The following is an 18,664-nucleotide window of genomic DNA, read 5'->3' as shown; positions in this document are numbered from 1 at the left end:
TTGATAATAACTTTGATTGGATTTGAAACGAACATCATATTTGTCTTCTATGTATTCCCGAAGCTCCTGTAGGCTCACAAATTCTTTAGCATCTAAGTATTTGATAATCTCTGTTCGTTTTGATTGACTTAGATAGGCTTTTGACCCTTGATGTTTCAGTCTTAATCCTTCAACCCCATTCTTAATAAATTTTGCTTTACATTGACTGATAAATGCTGCTGATACATTTAATATTTTTTGAATTTTAGAACAAGGCACACCCTCAATCCACATCATTATAGCTATGGCTCGCTTCTGTTCTCTAGGAGCGGGATTGCTCTCGATAAAATCACTTAATTCTTTGAGATTTTGCTGCTCAGACATATTGTTCTATTTCACGTTATATTCCCAATCTAAATATTAACACACGGTTTAACTATTATAAATTATAAGTTTTTACGAATCATTTAGGATTGCTATATAGCAATCCTTGCAGGAGTCGTAAATTTTTTACCTCACCCCAACCCTCCCCGAACCCGTTGGGTTCAAGTAAGAAATTCACCAATTATTTAGGATTGCTATATGCTGATTTCTTATCGGCGGAATTAGTTTTTATTATGATGGGTCAATTTAGCACAGGGTTGGACACAATAGTTTCAAGCCAGATGCCATCAACTTCGACAGCATTGTTATTAAAAAAATCTGCTTCTGTCATAAGGATTTCCCTCCTTATTGCCTGATGATTAAGCAATGTAGCCGACGCAGTTCAAAGCGGGTTCCGATCGCCCTCGGAAACCAGCAAGTGTCTCAGATCACAAGGCCGATCGATCGCCCTCACTGCCCAAAAACCTAAAATTATGTCACATTAAGTAAGGGGTTATAAAATAACTCTTGCCATATCCCTAGAAAGTTATGACAACGAAACTAAGAGCTACACACACAGAGAAAATGGAGAGAGACTTGCACCAGTTGAGGGCAGACCAAGAACTGATTCTCAACCAAGTAGACAATGCGATCGCTCTGTTCGACTCGTCTGACTGCTTAGTTTTGTTTAACAAAAAATTGGCGGGAATCTGGGAACTGTCCCCAGAATGGCTGGAAACAAAGCCTAAGTGCCACTTGCTGTTTGCCGAAATTGTCGATCGGGGTTACTTGTCTGTTCAACAGTGGCAAGAGTTTCAGCAAGCACTCGAAACATCTAAGCATGAAAGTTTATCATTTTATTTCGAGCAATCCAATGCGGTTTGTTTGGAGGTGTGCGCGACGATTACCAACAGCGGCGGACGGCTGTTTACCTTTCGAGACGTTACGGTATACCAAAACTCCCAAGCTAGCTTGAACGCAGAAGTCAGGCGGCTGAGATTTCTTTTAGGTTTAACCGAACGCCTGCAAAAGTCTGACAGTTTGCAAGAAATAGGTCAGTTTGCCCTCACCTATTTAGTAGAGGCAATGAATGCAGCTTTCGGAGATGTCAAGGTGATTAACGGCAAGGGAAACGATCGGCAAGCGGCGGCGATTTCCAACCACATTTCTAGTCAATTTCTGGCTACTTACGGGGAACCCGTAGTCGCAGGAATGCAAGAATTGCTCGACCAAGGCATTCCCTACGGCATCGGTTTGCTGTGGGAAGTGGTGAAAACTCGTAAACCTTTGTTCGTAGAGGATTATGCCCAACATCCCAATGCTGTGCCGGAATTTCGGCATCCGGGAATTGGACAACTGGGCATTTTTCCGATCGCAGCCACCGACGGTACAATTATCGGCGTACTGACGCTGGAGTCCCGCAACGTCAAAAAACTGCAAACCGCCCTCAACCAAGAAGTGCTGGAGGCTGCTTGCCGGACTCTGGGGGCGGCGATCGAGCGAGCTCAGACACAAGAAAACCTGCGCCAAGTTAACGAACAATTAGAGTATTCTTCTCAGTTGAAATCCGAGTTTTTAGCCTCGATGTCCCACGAATTGCGGACGCCTCTCAACAGCATTCTCGGCTTTTCTGACTTGCTGATGCGGCAAACAGCCGGACAGTTGAGCGATCGACAAATCAACTATTTAGAACTGATCGAAAAAAGCGGCCAGCACTTGTTGCAGCTAATTAACGATATTCTCGATCTTTCTAAAATTGAAGCGGGGAAAGTAGAACTAAACTTACAGCCTGTTCGTGTTCAAGAACTCGCGACAGACTGTCTGAAAATGATGCAGCCACGGGCCGACAAAAAGCGAATCGGTTTGTCTTTAGAACTCGACAACCGTATTACTAAAGTTTGGCTCGACGAACGGCGAGTGCGACAAATTGTGATTAATTTACTTTCCAATGCCATAAAATTTACCCCCGAACAGGGACAAGTTAAACTCAGCGGGCGTCTGGCCTACGGCAGCGAAATAGACGGCGACTACCGACCGGATTGTTCTCCTGTAAATGCCAGCACTCCTTATTTTTGTTTTGAGGTGAAAGACTCCGGCATCGGCATTCCTCAAGACCGCTGGCACTTGTTATTTCGACCTTTTCAACAGGTGGATTCTTCCCTGACTCGGAGGCACGAAGGTACAGGTTTGGGTTTGGCTTTGACTAAGCGTCTGGCAGAATTGCACGGGGGAACTGTTTCTTTTCAATCAGTTTGCGATCGGGGAAGTCTTTTCCGCGTTTGGCTGCCTTTGACGGAGATACGTCAACAGTTGGGAAACTTTGCTTCTTGTGCTTTGGATACCAAGTTAGTTCCTGCTTCTGCGATTGCTTTACCAATTGCCAGGAAGCGGATTTTGGTTGTCGAAGACCAGCCTTTTAACCAAATGTTAATTTCTGAGGTGATGGAATTGGAGGGGTACGGGGTAGAGATACTCGCGGATGGGAAGGCGATGGCCGATCGTATTCTCGCCGCCTCTGCGGCCCCGGAGTTGCTGCCGGATTTGATTTTGATGGACATTCAGTTGCCGGATGTTGACGGATTTGAGTTGATGCGTCGAGTTAAAGCAGATCCTGTCTGGGAGTCGGTACCGATGATTGCGGTGACGGCGATGGCGATGCCTGGCGATCGCGATCGATGTTTGGAAGCTGGCGCTTCTGGTTATTTGAGTAAGCCGCTGGATCTGAATTTGACGATCGCTACTGTCCGTTCTTTTCTGGGCTAACAATAATTATTTGCCGTTCCAGCACTGCCATTTATGATAATTGATAACAACAAAGGTTAAACTCAAGAGTAGATAAATATGTATATGACTTGCCCGCACTTGCCTCCGAAAGCCGGTTCCTACGAAAAATATCGAGTTTAGTAACGATAAATATACGTATCAACCAGTTTTAGAGCTTCCCCACGCGCAACTCCCGAGCTAAATTCAATATATTAGATCATATTCCATGTCAAACAAGTCGCCCTGCATCATGTTGGTTGATGACGAGCCAGCTAATCTGACTTTACTGGAAGAGTTATTGCTCATGAAAGGATACACCACAGTATCAGCACTATCTGGCGATGAAGCGCTCTCCCTCGCCCGCGCATCTCGACCCGATTTAATTTTACTAGATATTATGATGCCGGAGATGGACGGTTTTGATGTGTGCGATCGCCTGCGGAAGGATACGGCATTGCAAACTGTACCGGTGATTTTTTTAACTGCCCTCGATGACGATACCTCTCGCATCAAAGGGTTAGAAATGATGGCAGATGATTATTTAACAAAGCCTTTTAACAGTCGCTTGCTTCTGGCAAAAGTGGAAAATATTTTGCAGTTGAGTCAAATGCGATCGCAAGCTGTATCTTCCCAATTCCACCAGGAAGTCAAAGAGCAAAGCAAACGCCAAATCGCCGCAGCTTGGGAAGCCAACGAATATCTTTCAGAAAAATTTCAGCTATTTGTGCCAGAGCAACTTCTAGAGCGAATTGCGCCGCAAGGAATAGAATCTATTCAGTTGGGCAATGTCACAGAAGAAGAGCTGACTGTTTTATTTTGCGACATTCGCGGGTTTACTACGATCGCCGAATCTCAACAAGCTCGCGAGACTTTTGAATGGTTGAACGCTTTTTTTACTAAAATGAACGAGTGCATAACGTCTCACGGTGGGTTTATTGACAAATACCTAGGCGATGCAATCATGGCAGTATTTGACAAGCCCAATTCTCACGCCATGGATGCGATAGAAGCCGCAGTAGCAATGCAAGAAACTTTGCAAGAATTTAATGCCAGTCGCCACAAATACAATTTAGAATCTCCCGTCAATATTGGTACAGGAATTAACACAGGTATCGGCATGATCGGCACTTTGGGTTCCGATCGCCGCATGGACTCTACAGTCATCGGCGATGTGGTAAATACAGCTTCTCGGTTAGAAAATTTAACTAAAATATACGGTTGCCAAATTATTGTTAGCGAAAATGCGATCGTTCATGCGAGAGAATTTCTAAATGGCATCAGTTCCAACTCCCACTCAAAAGAAAGTCTATTATTAAAATGCGACTTAGAAATGGAAACACAGGAGAGTATTATTTCTACTTCTGGGGCGACTGCTGCTGACAGCCATTTGCCCAGCAATAATTATTACTATCGCTGGATCGATCGAGTAACCCCGCGCGGCAAGCAGCAAGCTATTGAAATCTACGAAATCTGGGCAGCCTCCTGTCCCGACTCTGAAGCAAAGCAGCTTACCCAGGGTTTATTTGACAAAGGAATTCAAGGATGGCAATCCGAAAGATTTGTCGCAGCCTTGGGATATTTTCAGCAACTAATCGAACAAAACCCTGCTGATACAGTCGTCCGTTTTTATATAAATCGCTGCCAGGAAAAACTAGGTTTTCTACCTGCAAATAGCACTTCATAAAAATTTAACTTTTAGGGCGGGCTCGCGTGCCCACCCCACAATAGTTTAGATATATTGAAAAAGTCGCTAATTATCCTGCTTTGCCTCTGCGTTGCGTCTGTGCTTTCCCTCTCAATGAAAGATTTATCCAATAAGTCTACTCTAATTGGAGTGCGGATCAAACAGCCGTCAAAACTTGCTCTCTCAACTTCCCGATCAACTCATTCACCCCCCCCGCATTCAAACGGTAACTCAGAGGATGACCGATTAAATAAGCCGAACTTTCAAACAAAACATCAATTTCCACCAAACCATTTTCCCGCAAAGTTTTGCCAGTCGAAACCAAATCCACAATTGCCTCCGACATACCCGTAATCGGCCCCAACTCCACAGAACCGTAAAGCGGCACAATTTCCACTGGCAAATTCAAATTGTGAAAATATTCTCTTGCACAGTGTACGAACTTAGAAGCAACTCTACCGTGAGGAGGCAAATCCACCGTTCGTCGGTAAGAACTAGATTCTTTCACTGCCACCGACAGCCGACACTTACCAAATTTTAAATCAATTAAATTGGCAACTTTCGGCTTTTTTTCCCGCAAAACATCATAGCCAGCAATTCCCAAATCTGCTTGACCGTATTCCACATAAACCGGTACGTCATGCGTCCTTACTAGCAAAGCTTTGGCAGTTCCTGTCGGGTCATAAATTTGAAGTTGTCGGTTAGAGGAATCGAGAAAAGCACTGAAGTCTAATCCAACCGATTTAAACAGCCGAATGCTATCTCCTAACAATCCACCTTTGGGAAGTGCAACAGTAATCATGTCAATTTTTAGAGGGTAAATTTCTTAATTTGGAAAGGGGGCGATCGCGGCCTAAGCAGAAACAGCTTTTACCAAACTCAGAATAACACATACAGTTCAGAGCGAAAAATAAATTTCGGGTATGGCTCGATCCATTGTTTGAGGATATATTATATTTAGTAATTTTTTATTGAGTCAATTTTTTAAACGGCGGTCGGTATGGAAAACCATCAAGAATTTGACGAAAATTTTCACAGTGTAGACCCGGATTCCCTGAAAAAGATTACAGTAGATGAAATCCTCTCAGGCGGTGGTGTAGAGAGGGAAGAAATGGACTATACAGTAGCTGTACCTAGCGCTAACCAGGCTAGCGTTCCCAGGGACAGAGGCTTCTCGCTCCATGTGCAATCAAGCGTGTTCGATCGCGCCCCCCGATCGCAGTTTGCAGAAAAACGCGGAACGGTGGGAGGCTGTTAATGTAAAATGCTTGCAGAGGCTGGTGCAGAAAACGGGCAGAGCGCCCGTTAGCGAAGCCCTCGAAGAGGCTCGTCATTGTGTATCACGCCTTTGTGTATTCAACTCTAAAACTTAAAATTGCACGGGCGATTGCAAATAGCTGAAAGCTAAACTATGACCAAATTGACTCTGGTAATCGGCAACAAAAATTATTCCTCTTGGTCTCTGCGCGCTTGGCTGGCGATGAAACAAGCTGGACTGGAATTTGCCGAGGTGAGAATCCCCTTAGACTGGCCGACAACCAATGAGGAAATTCGGCGCTATTCTCCCTCGGGAAAAGTGCCAGTTTTAATCGACGGTGACTTAAAAGTGTGGGAATCTTTAGCAATTTGCGAATACGTTGCCGATCGCTTTGCAAATGATTTGTGGCCGACAGATGTAGCGGAACGGGCGATCGCCCGTTCCATTGCCGCCGAAATGCACGCGGGGTTCCAAAATGTGCGCGAAAATATGCCGATGGACTGTCGCAACCGCTATCCGGGAGAAGGGATGACTCCCGGTGTCGAAGCAGAGATCGATCGCATCTTTACCATTTGGCGCGAATGCCGCCACAAATTCGGGACAGGCGGCAATATGCTGTTCGGAAAATTCACAATTGTTGACGCTATGTTTGCCCCCGTTGTCATGCGTTTTGTCACCTACGGAGTCAAACTAGATTCATCAGCAAAAGCTTATGCGGATGCGATTTTGGCCTTGCCTGCAATCCAGGAATGGGTAGCAGCAGCTTGCAGCGAAACGGAAAGTATTCCACACATTAAAATCTAGGAAAAATTAGTTTACTTAACCTAAAATCTCAAATCTCAAATTTGAAATCAGGATGCGGATTCTTTTAGTTGATGATGAAGTTGAGTTAACTGACCCTTTGAGTCGAGTCTTAACCCGCGAAGGTTATACAGTTGATGTGGCATTTGACGGAGCAAGTGGCAGCAATTTAGCAATGCAGGGAAATTACGATTTGCTAATTTTGGATTGGATGCTGCCGAGACAAACCGGACTCGCAATTTGCCAGAAGTTGCGATCGCAAGGAAGGAGTACGCCAGTGCTATTTCTCACAGCCAAAGATACCGTAGACGATCGCGTACAAGGACTCGACGCCGGTGCAGACGACTATTTAGTCAAACCTTTTGAACTGCGAGAACTCCTAGCCAGAGTCCGCGCACTGCTGCGGCGGCCTCCTACTATTGATGCCGAGGTTGCTGTCGGGCGGCTGCAAGTTGCAGATTTACAGCTAGACTACGACAATCAATTAGCTTATAGGAGCGATCGCACAATTGATTTATCTGAAAAAGAATGTCAGTTATTAGAATACTTAATGCGCCATACGGGTCAATTGCTAACACACGAACAAATCCACCAGTATTTGTGGAGTGAAGCAGAAAAACCCAGCAGCAATGTATTAGCCGCTCAAATTCGCCTGCTGCGCCGCAAAATAGAAGCCCCGGGCGAATCGGTGCTAATTCACACAGTCTACGGCAGAGGCTACCGCTTTGGAGAAGCTAATTAAAAATAATAGAAATTGTACAAAAATCCTTATTCGTTATTCTTTCTGCGATATTATCTGTTACCGGGAAAGTATGCACCCTAAACCCGCCTTTACTTCTCTTGACAAACCAAAGTAATTACTGTCACTTCCGGAGGACAAAATAGCCTTCCCGGCGAATAAGTTCCCAAACCCCGATTCACGTACAGCAAATTACTCCCCACCTGATGCAAACCGCTAGCCCATTCCCAGTGAGTAACTACTCGATCGCAAGCCGACAGAAAAGGAATGAACTTTCGGATTGGTTGAGGAATTAAATAGCCAATTTTTCTGACCCAAGCGTACAAAGGCCCGATACCGGGAATAACGATTTGACCGCCGTGAGTGTGCCCAGACAACTGCAAATCAATCCGCCAATTTTGCAGCTTTTCAGCAGTATCAGGATTGTGAGACAAGACAATCCGAGGAATCACGGGATTTATTGATGCCATTACAGGTTTAGGCGCAAAATCGCCCGACCAAAAATCTGCCAACCCAACTAAAGCCAATTCTGATCCCAAAGGATAGATTGCTTCGTTGTACAAAACCCTAATGCCGACACTATTTAAAGCATTAGCAACCTCTTTTTTTGCCCCCTGCCAATAGTGGTCGTGATTGCCCAAAACCGCGTAAATTCCCACCCGACTTTGCAAGTTTTTCAATCGCTGCACTAAGGTGTAAATAGGTGCGGGATCGTAGGTAATAAAGTCACCCGTTAAAAAAATCAGGTCTGGTTCGGCTTCATTTGCTGCCGCAATCGCCTCTTCTAGCAACCATTCCGACAGCCGCACCCCGTCATAGTGAAAGTCAGTAAGCTGTACAATTTTAGTACCGGATAGATTTGCTGGAAGATTAGCGATTGGTATCGTTAAATACTCTATTCGCAGTTTCCCAGTTAATAACCTGTGCATAAATCTAAAGTTTATCGATGACAGAGGGCCACCTTTAGCTTAGCAAATAAACAAGCAATACTGCAAAACTAGATATTCTTCCCTTTTCCTTCGGTCATCTGACTAATGACTACTAATTGCTGACTAATGACTACAGTCCGGGACGGAAAAATTGGGATTACTCAAGAAAATTGAAACAGAAATTCCCAATCTTCATTTAGGCTTTCTTTCAAAATTGTTTGGGTCTTACGCACCCAACTACTACAGCATTTTTATAAAATTAAAACTTGCGTAACAATCTGTTTAAAACGCTATCAATCATCCTCAGACTGGAATTCCCAACCCCGCATCTATATTCTTTTAGCAATTGTCAAAGCTGAAATTTGTCTCGCATCCCCATCGCATAGGCTTACTACGGGGGGATTGCTCCTACCAAACACTATCTCATCACTAATGATTTATTACTGAGTATTGCGATCCTAAATTATTTGTGAATTTCTTACTCCCTCCCCGAACTCGCGGGGAGGGCTGGGGTGGGGTAAAAGAATTACGACTCTCGCAAGGATTGCTATAGGTGGAAATAAACATGGCTTGAGACAGACCGGGTTTTGCATTAATAATAAACTCTGGTTAGTATATATTATTGCGTTACTCGCCCCTAAGATTTTTTATTTTTGGTCGCGTCTGTCTACTTGTTAACTAATAACTTTTGACGAATGCCGCTTCTTCTCAATATATTGCTGGTGGTAATCCTCGGCAAGATAAAATTCACCAGCAGGTTTGATTTCGGTGGCAATATCTTTGTCGTATTTACCGGAAATTTGCAATTTTTGTTTAGAGGCGCGAGCGGCTTTTTCTTGTTCCCAATTGTGATAAAAAATTACAGATCTGTACTGTTCGCCTCTGTCGGGGCCTTGGCGATTGATTTGGGTTGGATCGTGACAGTTCCAGAATACATCTAGCAGTGCTTCGTAACTCACCTGCGATCGATCGTACTCTACCAGCACAGATTCAGCGTGACCGGTGACTCTAGCACAAACATCCAGGTAGCAAGGATTCGGCCAGTGACCTCCTGTATAGCCCGCAGCAGTCGAGACGACACCTGCAACGGCGCGAAACTTGTGTTCAACTCCCCAAAAACAACCGGCGGCAAATGTGGCTTTTTCCATCGTGTTACTCATCGTATTGGGATAAAACTCGGCACTAAATTATGCTTGACATATTCCCATTAGCGTGCATTCCCAAACTAATCGCGGCTGTACGTAGTTTAGCAAATATTGTCGTGCTTTCTCCAAGGGCTCTAAGGGCGATCTGCTAATTCTCCCTGCCAAAAATTGTTGCCAGTAACAGTGCTGTAAATAATCGATTAACCACAACTGAGATTCAGTATCTAAAGTTTTATCAATTTCCTTGGCCAATTCCAAAGCAGACCGCAGATTTTGAGGCAACTGCTTCACCTTTTGCAGCAAATCCTCTGGTATTGATTGCAGTTGCTGCCAAATAGCAATTGCCTCCCCAGGACTGCCCTGAGCCATCCCCAGTACCTCCGGACGATCCAAAATCTCCGCAAATCCGGCTTGCTGCAAAACTTGTGCCATTGCTTGGGTATTCAGCCGAGAAAACTGGATTTTTTGACACCGGGAAATCAAAGTTGGCAGCAAAGCTTCCACTGTCGGAGCAATTAAAATTAGCGCTGCTTTTCCCGGTTCTTCCAATGTTTTCAACAAGCCGTTAGCGGCTCCCTCACCCATTGTTTCTGCCTGTTCCAAAACTACGACTGAACGCCCAGCTTCTAGCGGTGGTCGGCTGAGAAATTCACCGATTTCTCGAACTTGTTCTAAGCGAATTTGTGGGGGGGCTTTCCGCTTTAAACCGGCTTCCTCTGCTTCCTTTGGCGTAAGCCGTTTACCTTGGTTCATGTAAGTTGGTTCTACCCAGAGCAAGTCTGGATGATTTCGCTGCCTCACGCGATTTTGCACGGAGGCTATTAATCGGGTTTCGGCAAGATTGGCTGAGAATAAAAGCTCGATGAAAGACTGAGCAGCTAAACTTTTGCCGATGCCGTTAGAGCCGACAAATAAATAACCAGGAGCAATTCGGTTTCGCTCTACTGCTTGTGTTAGCAATTCTACTGGTCGCTCTTGTCCGATTAATGATGTGAAATAATTCATGTTTGCGGAAGAAGGAAGTTCGGCAACGGATTATGTAACGGATGTAACGGATGAAGGATGAAGGATGAAAATCTAGTGTTTTAGACTTAAGTACATCCTAACCGTCGGCGCGGCTACTATAATACCAAAAGGTTATTGTGGTTTAAGGGACTGCTAAATAATTGTTTTGAGTTAAGAATGTTAAATTGTAAGTTCTTGGAGGCGGACAGGGCATTGCCGTGTCTCTACACATTATCTAGCGCTATTTTTCAGAAGAGGTATTATTTAAATATCCCCAAGCTTCTAACCTGCGAGTTACAATAGTTTGAATTTCCTGAGCGACTTCATATTCAGGGCAATCGGCATTTATCCGGACAATTCGAGATTTATTTTCCTGGGCTAACTCCGCAAAACCTTGCTGTACAAGGCGGTGAAACTTCAAATCTGCTTGCTCGATCCGATCGCACCCTCCCCGGGCCCTTACCCTCGCCAAACCCGCTTCCACATTAATATCCAGCCACAAAGTCAGATCGCTTTCCAAGCCGCCGGTGGCAATGTCATTCAACTGCTTAATTAAATTTAAGTTAAGACCGCGGCCGTAGCCCTGATAAGCAATCGTAGAGTCAGTAAAGCGATCGCATAAAACAATCGTTCCCTTCGATAACTCGGGTTTGAGAAAAGTTTCGACGTGTTGAGCGCGATCGGCAGCATACATAAGTAATTCTGCTCGATCGGATACAGATTCGCCCCCATCTTGTTTCAGCAACAAATGTCGCAGTCCCCTTCCCAACTCAGTACCCCCCGGTTCGCGAGTAGCCACCAAGCGGACTCTCAGACAGCAACTTGCTTGCAAGAAATGTATCAAGCGCTGCATTTGCGTAGTTTTACCCGCACCTTCAACCCCCTCAAACACGATAAGTTTGCCCTTCATTGCCCTAACTTTCCACCTGAATAAAATAAATCCATATTGTTCTGTTCATCTGTTCTAGGTTCGGTATGATAATAAAGTCTAAATGCCTCACGGCTGGAGTTGTCTATGGCTCGCTATACTGGTTTTTTTATCGTTGCCGTTCCGATCGACCGTCTCCGTCAATCCCTGATTGAAATTTTAGAGTCATGCAATCTTGATATTATCTACAATACAGGAGATTCCGTCATGGCTCGCGAGCTTCCCGGTCAAGTTTCCCTTGCCAAACTTGTCACCGCAGAAGTCCTAATTGAGAAAAACACGGCCAGCGACTCAGAGGTTCGCATGAACTTCGTGATTAAAAACGAAGAACTGCCCCTGCAAACTAACAACCACTGCCGTCAAATGTTCGAGCTAGTGAGTCGTTCAATTATGAACAACAATAACTGGCGACTTTTGGAAAGTATGGCACTGTAGCCATCAGTCACTCAATTTGAGGTGTGAGATTTTCGCTTGACTCTACAGATGAATCAGGGGGTTCTAACTAACGTGGAAACTTCTTGGCTCTCGACTCCTGGTGTGAGGGGTTTGTCTCCCTCTTGGGAGGAGGTCATTAGTCATTAGTTTCTAGCTAATGACCGATGACCGAAAGCATCCAGGATATAAACCCCCGGATTCCTCCGTGGAGAAATAAAAAACCTGTATCCGATGAAACTTGCCCCCCGAATTTATCCGTGGGGTCAATGCTTCAATTCTTTAATCTAAAATCTAAAATCGATTGACCTCCCACTTTTATCTGCAATCCCTAAATTTAAGCTCGAAATCCTCGTCGCAGCAGCAAAGAATTGGTAACCACGCTAACAGAACTAAACGCCATAAATGCTCCGGCCGCCGCAGGACTGAGTAGAATTCCGGTTGCAGGCAGCAAAAGACCCGCTGCAACCGGAATTCCCAGAGTATTGTAACCAAAAGCCCAAAATAAATTTTGGCGAATCTTATTAAAAGTAGCGCGTCCCAGCTCGATCGACTCAACAACATCCATCAAAGCATTTCGCATCAGCACAATTTGAGCAGTCTCAACCGCGACATCAGTACCGCAGTGCAAACCGATACCGACATCAGCTTGAGCCAAAGCCGGCGCGTCATTGATACCATCTCCCACCACAGCCACTTTACAGCCTTGGGCTTGCAAAGCCGCGATCGCCCTCGCCTTGCCCTCCGGCCGCACTTCGGCCAAAACATCAGCCGCCGTCAAATCTAGCTGCTGCGCCGTCGCCGCCGCCGCAGACGCCGTATCCCCCGTCAGCATCATCACCCGCAATCCCATGCCCCGCAAACGTTCCACCGCAGCCTTAGCATCCGGCCTCAGAGTATCTTTTAGCCCGATTACCCCCAGCAAAACGCCCCCAGAAGCCACGTAAACCGCCGTTTTGCCTTGCAAAGACCCCGACAATTCCGTCGCCACAGCCACCCCCTGTCCCTTCATCCACTCAGCATTCCCCGCGAACACCCGCCGGCCCTCCACCAAAGCAGAAACCCCGAAGCCCGGTTCCGTGCAGAAATCCTCAGCAGCTAGCAGCGGCAAACCTTGCTGTTGAGCTTCCAGCAAAATCGCTGCGGCGATGGGATGAGAAGCGCCCCTTTCCACCGCCGCCGCAATTTGCAGCAGTTTTGAGTCAATTGTGGAACAGGCATCTTGCCTGTTGCCAGAAGCTCCATCAATTGTGGAATAGGCATCTTGGCTGTTGCCAGAAACTCCATCAATTGTGGAACAAACATCTTGTTTGTTTCCAACATTAATATCTGAGTTCAAATCCCACTCCGAATTCTGGAAAACCGGCAAATAATCTGTGAGTGTGAGATTTCCGGTTGTCAGAGTGCCAGTCTTGTCAAAAACTACCGTATCTAATTGATGTACCCGTTCTAAAACATCACCACCGCGAATTAAAAGCCCGCGCTCCGCCCCGATGCCAGAACCGACTAAAATTGCAGTTGGAGTAGCCAGTCCCAAAGCGCAAGGACAAGCAATGACTAAAACTGCGATCGCCAATTTCAAACTTAACAGCAAAGGCGATTGATAATGAATAATTGGCAATTGATTTCCAATATTCATTGCCCCGTGTCCCATATCCATTGCCCCGTGTCCTAAAAGGACAGAAGGCCAAATATGAGTGCCGGCAAAATACCAAAATAGGAAAGTTAAAACCGATATCCCCATTACCCCATACACAAAATATCCCGCCACAGTATCAGCTAAATTTTGAATCGGCGCTTTGCGAGTTTGGGCTGCCTGCACCAAAGCCACCATTTGAGCTACAGTTGTTTCCTTACCGGTGCGAGTTGCGCGCATCACAACTGCCCCGGATTTATTGATAGTTCCGGCGGCAACTGTATCTCCTGGTTGCTTCAAAACCGGCATCGATTCGCCAGTCAGCATCGACTCATCTATGGTTGTTTTGCCTTCGCAGACTTCACCGTCTACTGGTATTTTTTCTCCGGGCAAAACTTGCAGCCATTCTCCGACTCGGACGCGATCGGCGGGAATTTCAATGTATTGTGGATCGTAGACCTCTGATGTCGAGTTTAAAGGCAATTCTTCCGATCGCAAATCTAAACTCGAAAGTTTAAAATCAACTAAGCGGGCTTTGGCCGGTTGCAATGCGATTAAAGCTTGTAAAGCTGATGCCGCGCGCCGTCTGGCTTGCTGTTCGATAGTTTTGCCCAACAAAATAAAGCCCAGCAGCATCACCGGTTCGTCAAAAAAGCATTCCCATCCCATGCGTGGAAACAGCAGCGCCGCGTTGCTAGCGGTGTAAGCTGTGACAGCGCCTAAAGCTACCAAAGTATTCATGTTGGGTGCATTTCGCCACAAACTGCGGCACCCGTCAACGATAATCGAACGGCCCGGTAGCAGCAAAGCTAGGGTGGCGAGTCCCCAGTGAAACCAAATATTGCTGAGAACTGGGGCTTTTGTGCCGAGTACGTGACCTAAACCGGATAAAATAATTAGGATTAGGGCGATCGTCAATTGCTTGATTTGCTGTCTAATTTCTTGCCGCCGCCGTTCACTTGTTGCCGCTTCTGCTTCTCGCTGATTTTCACCTAAACGAGACTGAGAGGGAAATCCATTATCAGTCAACTTTTTCGCTAAAGCCTCTGCATCGACAGCCCCCGGTTGACACTCAACCGTCGCGACTTCTACGGCCAAGTTAACGCAAGCTGAAATTACGCCTGAATATTGCATGAGTTGGCGTTCCACAGCTTTCGCACAGCCGGCACATTTCATCCCGCCGACATCGAAAGTAACAAGTTCTGGCGGTGATTCTTTAACTGATATGATTTCTGGTTGAATTTCGGGGATTGTTTTGGGTAGAAATTGCATGGTTTTTTGGTATTGATTAGAATATTTCGCCACTTCAGAAAGGGTTTAATCCACTGTTTAGACAAATGTCTATATTTTTATCATAGATAAATATTGTGGCATCTTCCCAAAGTGTTAGTTTTTTTTAATTCTTATTAGTTGCAGGCGGTTAAATCCGCAGTCGGGGAGGGGTTTAAACTACTGTAGGACGGCGAGTTTAATGCTAAGACACACTTGGGACACGGCATTGCCGTTTCCCTATTTGATATAATGAGCCAATTGCCTAGTTAGTATCCAGCTTTTATGTGACGAATTTAGCTATGACAGAAACACCAAAATTTTATATTGTCAAACGTCCTGCGGGTAATTGCGAGATTTTGCCGTTGGCAGAACCCTCGCAGAGGATCGCGCAACTCGAAGAACAAAACCCCAGTATTATTGAAAAGTGGGGTCCTTACGATTCTGCCGAAGATGCCATCGCCCGCCGCATCGGATTAATTCGTGCCGGCAAATGCCAGCCGCAATGACGAATTACTATTACTTTCCTCCGCATCGCGAAAGCTAACGCGATCTCAAATCTGTTAGCATTGGAATTCTTGATATCTCTCTTCTCATCATCTGCGTGAATCTGCGTCCATCCTTTGTCATCTGCGGTTTACATTCTCTTCTTTTAACCGCAGATGAGGGCAGATAAACACAGATTAACGCAGATGAATTATATAAATTTCGGTTGCACCGGACGAATTGCCAAAAACAGCGAAGCATTCGAGTTTAAAATCTGGGCTTTTAGCCGTAAATCTTCCCCCGAATGCTTTTTTTTAACTGAAACCCTACACAGGTTTTTTACCTAGATTTAGAAGGTGCTGCACTCGGTTTTGCTTGCGCCGCATTCGGTTTAGGGGGCGCTGCATTCGGTTTCGACTCCGCCTTATTGTTCCCTGTTTTACCAGTAACTTGCTTTGTCAAAACTTCCATAGCTTTCGCGTACTGCGGATCGGCGGCCGTAGCAATTTTATCGCGATCGCGCCTCAATTCCTGTTTTTGAGCGTCGGTGAGTTCTACCTTAAAATCCGGTTCAATCCCGGCGTGGTTGATATCAGTGCCGTTGGGAGTAAAATACTTGGCAATTGTCACCGCCAAACCGGCACCATTTCCCACGCCGCGTACTGACTGAACTAAACCTTTACCAAACGTCTTTGTTCCCACCAAAACCGCGCGTTTGTTGTCTTGCAAAGCACCGGATAGAATCTCGCTAGCACTTGCGGAACCGCCGTCTACCAGTACAACTAGCGGTTTGTCTGTGAGCTCTGCCTTGTTTGCCGTTTGTTTATCCGCTTCACCGACTCGATCGACCGTCGAGACGATCGTACCTTCTTTGAGCCACATCCGAGCAATTTCAATACTTCCGTACAGCAACCCGCCGGGATTGGAACGCAAGTCTAAAATATAGCCCGTTACCTTTTTCTGTTCCAAATCCTTAATTGCCGATCGCATTTCCGATGCAGCATTCGCACTGAACTGATTTAAACGAATATAGCCGACTTCTCCGATGGGAGTTTTCTGCACCGACTGCCGCACGGGATGAATTTCAATTTTAGCGCGTTTCAGCTTAAATTCTAATTCCTTGCTTCCCCGCAAAATGGTCAGCGTCACTTCAGTATTCACCTGGCCGCGAATCAAACTTACCGCTTGATTCGTATCCATGCCTTCGGTACTCTTGCCGTCAATCTTAGTAATAATATCTTTTGCCAGAATACCAGCAGTAAAAGCAGGGGTATCTTCGATCGGCGAAATCACCACCAACTTTTTGGTTTCCTCATCTTGAGTCAACTGAATCCCAACTCCTGTGAGTTCCCCAGAAGTGTCAACCTGCATATTTCTGAACTCTTGAGGGTCCATAAACCGCGTATAAGGATCGTCCAGCTTCTTCAGCATTTCCCGAATTGCTTTGTAAGCTTCCTCGTCGCTGGTATAAGTCCGGTTCAAATAATCATTCCGCACCGCTTTCCAGTCCACCTGGTTAAAAGTGCCATCCACATAACTTTTGTCAATAATCTGCCAAACTTCATCAACTAACTCTTTAGGGCTTCCCCGAAAAGAAGCCAGAGATTTAGAACTGCAACCAGTGTTCGCAAGAGTTACAGCAGTGAGTACCACTGCTGCTGCACTTAGAACAAGCCCTCGTTTTGTTATAACCATTTGTCTGACGCGCGGGAGGAAAAGAGTTCAGAATAATTACGCTCAATCTAACACAGGCAAGGCCGGCTCGCGTTTGGCGTACATATATTATTCCACTTTGCCGAGTTCTATTCAGGGGCCCGTGAGGGTTCCCACCCTGAATAGAACACTCATTCTTTTTGGAACAGGCCCTGCAGCTTTTGAGAAGGGTGCTCTTCAGTCGGTTGAAACCGAGTTCAGCTATGAGACAGGCGTTTAAACCCCTGTTGGACTGTCGGACTGTTGGACTGTCGGACTGTCGAACTCTAACAACAGAGAAAGAATCGGCTAAGGATCAACCCAGCGATCGTCCGATTTAATCAAGTCTATCAATTCTGCCACACCTCGGTCTTCGGGGACTTTCTTAATTTCTTCCCGGCCCCGGTACAGCGAAATATAACCCGGTTGCTTCCCGACGTAGCCGTAATCAGCATCAGCCATTTCTCCCGGGCCATTGACAATACAGCCCATTACTGCTATGTCCAAACCCGTGAGATGCTTCGTCGCCTCTCTCACTTGGTGTAATACTTCCTCTAAATTAAACAAAGTGCGACCGCAGGAAGGACAAGCGACATACTCAACCATAGTTTTCCGCAGTCCCAAGGCTTGCAGAATGCTGTAGCAGACGGGAATCTCCTTTTCTGGGGCCTCTGTCAGCGAGACGCGGATGGTGTCGCCGATACCGTCAGCTAACAAAGGTGCCAGGCCTGCGGTGGATTTGATGCGGCCGTATTCGCCGTCTCCTGCTTCCGTGACGCCCAAATGCAGCGGGTAATCCATGCCGAGTTCGTCCATCCGGTGCACCATCAAGCGGTAAGCAGCCACCATCACGGGCGCGCGGGAGGCTTTGAGGGAAATCACGATGTTGCGGAAGTCGAGGGATTCGCAAATTTTGATGAATTCCAGGGCGGATTCTACCATGCCTTCGGGCGTGTCGCCGTAGGTAAACAGCATCCGTTCGGCGAGGGAACCGTGATTGACGCCGATTCGCAAAGCTTTGCCTTGGTCGCGCAGGGAAATCACCAGAGGTTCCAGGGTTTCGCGGATTTTTTCGCCAATTTCCGCGAATTCGGAGTCAGTGTATTCGCTTCTGTCGGCTTTCGGCTTCTCGAACACGTAAAGTCCCGGATTAATTCTCACTTTGTCTACGTGTTTGGCCACTTCCAGGGCAATTTTCATGCCGTTGTGGTGGACATCGGCAACTAGGGGCACGGGTTGGTAGGTGGCGTGCAGTTTTTGCTTGATTTCGGCTAAGGCTTTGGCGTGGGCCATGCTGGGCACGGTGACGCGGACGATTTCGCAGCCTATCTCGTGCAAGCGCCGAATTCCGGCGACTGAACCGTCGATGTCGAGGGTGTCTTCGTTAATCATCGATTGTACGACGACGGGGTTGCCGCCGCCGATCGTGACGCTACCGACTTTGACGGGTCGGGTTTTGCGGCGTTTGATGGTGGTGTCGAAAATCGGTTGGCTGGTGGGAGTTTTAGTGGGGTTCGGCAGAGTTTGCATAACTGGTTGCTAGTGTTCTGTAATT

General features: G+C 46.3%; 16 protein-coding genes. 7 read left to right on the top strand and 9 right to left on the bottom strand.

Features of this window, described 5'->3' with window-relative positions:
* The coding region (locus QUA27_RS04640; protein ID WP_445251469.1) for a helix-turn-helix domain-containing protein at positions 1 to 363 on the bottom strand (363 nt) is incomplete at its 3' end.
* A gap of 528 nt (positions 364 to 891) precedes the next feature.
* Here QUA27_RS04640 and QUA27_RS04635 point away from each other — a divergent pair.
* The gene (locus QUA27_RS04635; protein ID WP_333066640.1) at positions 892 to 3,105 is read left to right on the top strand and encodes an ATP-binding protein; all 2,214 of its coding nucleotides are present in this window, start codon (positions 892 to 894) and stop codon (positions 3,103 to 3,105) included.
* 226 nt (positions 3,106 to 3,331) lie between these two features.
* Entirely contained in the window at positions 3,332 to 4,789 is a 1,458-nt protein-coding gene (locus QUA27_RS04630) for a response regulator (RefSeq protein ID WP_333066639.1), read from the top strand.
* Between the two features lie 157 nt (positions 4,790 to 4,946).
* Here QUA27_RS04630 and hisG read toward each other — a convergent pair whose 3' ends face one another.
* A complete protein-coding gene (gene hisG / locus QUA27_RS04625; protein ID WP_015174599.1) occupies positions 4,947 to 5,591 on the bottom strand; it encodes an ATP phosphoribosyltransferase in 645 nt (214 codons plus the stop codon).
* A gap of 198 nt (positions 5,592 to 5,789) precedes the next feature.
* Between hisG and QUA27_RS04620 the strand changes: the two genes are divergently transcribed.
* From QUA27_RS04620 to rppA, 3 genes are all read left to right on the top strand, one after another.
* Positions 5,790 to 6,047 (top strand): hypothetical protein, encoded by a 258-nt coding sequence (locus tag QUA27_RS04620; protein WP_333066637.1) that lies wholly within the window; start codon positions 5,790 to 5,792, stop codon positions 6,045 to 6,047.
* Between the two features lie 153 nt (positions 6,048 to 6,200).
* A complete protein-coding gene (locus QUA27_RS04615) occupies positions 6,201 to 6,851 on the top strand; it encodes a glutathione S-transferase family protein (protein WP_333066636.1) in 651 nt (216 codons plus the stop codon).
* A gap of 52 nt (positions 6,852 to 6,903) precedes the next feature.
* Positions 6,904 to 7,590 (top strand): two-component system response regulator RppA, encoded by a 687-nt coding sequence (rppA, locus tag QUA27_RS04610; RefSeq protein WP_190659991.1) that lies wholly within the window; start codon positions 6,904 to 6,906, stop codon positions 7,588 to 7,590.
* Positions 7,591 to 7,679: 89 nt separating this feature from the next.
* Here rppA and QUA27_RS04605 read toward each other — a convergent pair whose 3' ends face one another.
* From QUA27_RS04605 to tmk, 4 genes are all read right to left on the bottom strand, one after another.
* Entirely contained in the window at positions 7,680 to 8,516 is an 837-nt protein-coding gene (locus tag QUA27_RS04605; RefSeq protein ID WP_333066635.1) for a metallophosphoesterase, read from the bottom strand.
* Between the two features lie 674 nt (positions 8,517 to 9,190).
* Positions 9,191 to 9,664 carry a peptide-methionine (S)-S-oxide reductase MsrA gene (gene msrA / locus QUA27_RS04600; RefSeq protein WP_333066634.1) on the bottom strand — a complete coding sequence of 158 codons (474 nt, stop codon included), beginning with the start codon at positions 9,662 to 9,664 and terminating at the stop codon, positions 9,191 to 9,193.
* Positions 9,665 to 9,703: 39 nt separating this feature from the next.
* Entirely contained in the window at positions 9,704 to 10,666 is a 963-nt protein-coding gene (locus QUA27_RS04595; RefSeq protein ID WP_333066632.1) for a DNA polymerase III subunit delta', read from the bottom strand.
* Positions 10,667 to 10,907: 241 nt separating this feature from the next.
* Positions 10,908 to 11,576, bottom strand: a complete 669-nt coding sequence (gene tmk / locus QUA27_RS04590; RefSeq protein WP_333066631.1) for a dTMP kinase — start codon at positions 11,574 to 11,576, stop codon at positions 10,908 to 10,910.
* Positions 11,577 to 11,681: 105 nt separating this feature from the next.
* Here tmk and QUA27_RS04585 point away from each other — a divergent pair, with 105 nt between their 5' ends.
* Positions 11,682 to 12,029, top strand: coding sequence for a hypothetical protein (locus QUA27_RS04585; protein ID WP_333066630.1), 348 nt, complete (start codon positions 11,682 to 11,684; stop codon positions 12,027 to 12,029).
* A 334-nt stretch (positions 12,030 to 12,363) separates the two neighbouring features.
* On the opposite strand, the gene QUA27_RS04580 is transcribed toward QUA27_RS04585, so the two are convergent.
* Positions 12,364 to 14,934 (bottom strand): heavy metal translocating P-type ATPase, encoded by a 2,571-nt coding sequence (locus tag QUA27_RS04580; protein ID WP_333066629.1) that lies wholly within the window; start codon positions 14,932 to 14,934, stop codon positions 12,364 to 12,366.
* A gap of 299 nt (positions 14,935 to 15,233) precedes the next feature.
* Between QUA27_RS04580 and QUA27_RS04575 the strand changes: the two genes are divergently transcribed.
* Positions 15,234 to 15,440 carry a DDE transposase family protein gene (locus QUA27_RS04575; RefSeq protein ID WP_190733905.1) on the top strand — a complete coding sequence of 69 codons (207 nt, stop codon included), beginning with the start codon at positions 15,234 to 15,236 and terminating at the stop codon, positions 15,438 to 15,440.
* Between the two features lie 316 nt (positions 15,441 to 15,756).
* Here QUA27_RS04575 and ctpC read toward each other — a convergent pair whose 3' ends face one another.
* Both ctpC and ispG read right to left on the bottom strand, forming a co-directional pair.
* Positions 15,757 to 17,112, bottom strand: coding sequence for a carboxyl-terminal processing protease CtpC (ctpC, locus tag QUA27_RS04570; protein ID WP_333066628.1), 1,356 nt, complete (start codon positions 17,110 to 17,112; stop codon positions 15,757 to 15,759).
* Between the two features lie 306 nt (positions 17,113 to 17,418).
* On the bottom strand, positions 17,419 to 18,639 hold the full coding sequence (gene ispG, locus QUA27_RS04565; protein ID WP_333066627.1) for a (E)-4-hydroxy-3-methylbut-2-enyl-diphosphate synthase: 1,221 nt from the start codon (positions 18,637 to 18,639) through the stop codon (positions 17,419 to 17,421).
* Between the last annotated feature and the right edge of the window lie 25 nt (positions 18,640 to 18,664).

The organism is Microcoleus harperi Pol14_C6 (genome assembly GCF_036701295.1).
Classification (GTDB): domain Bacteria; phylum Cyanobacteriota; class Cyanobacteriia; order Cyanobacteriales; family Microcoleaceae; genus Microcoleus.
Note: the sequence above shows the minus strand (reverse complement) of the source record. Positions and strands in the feature narration are given on the sequence as shown.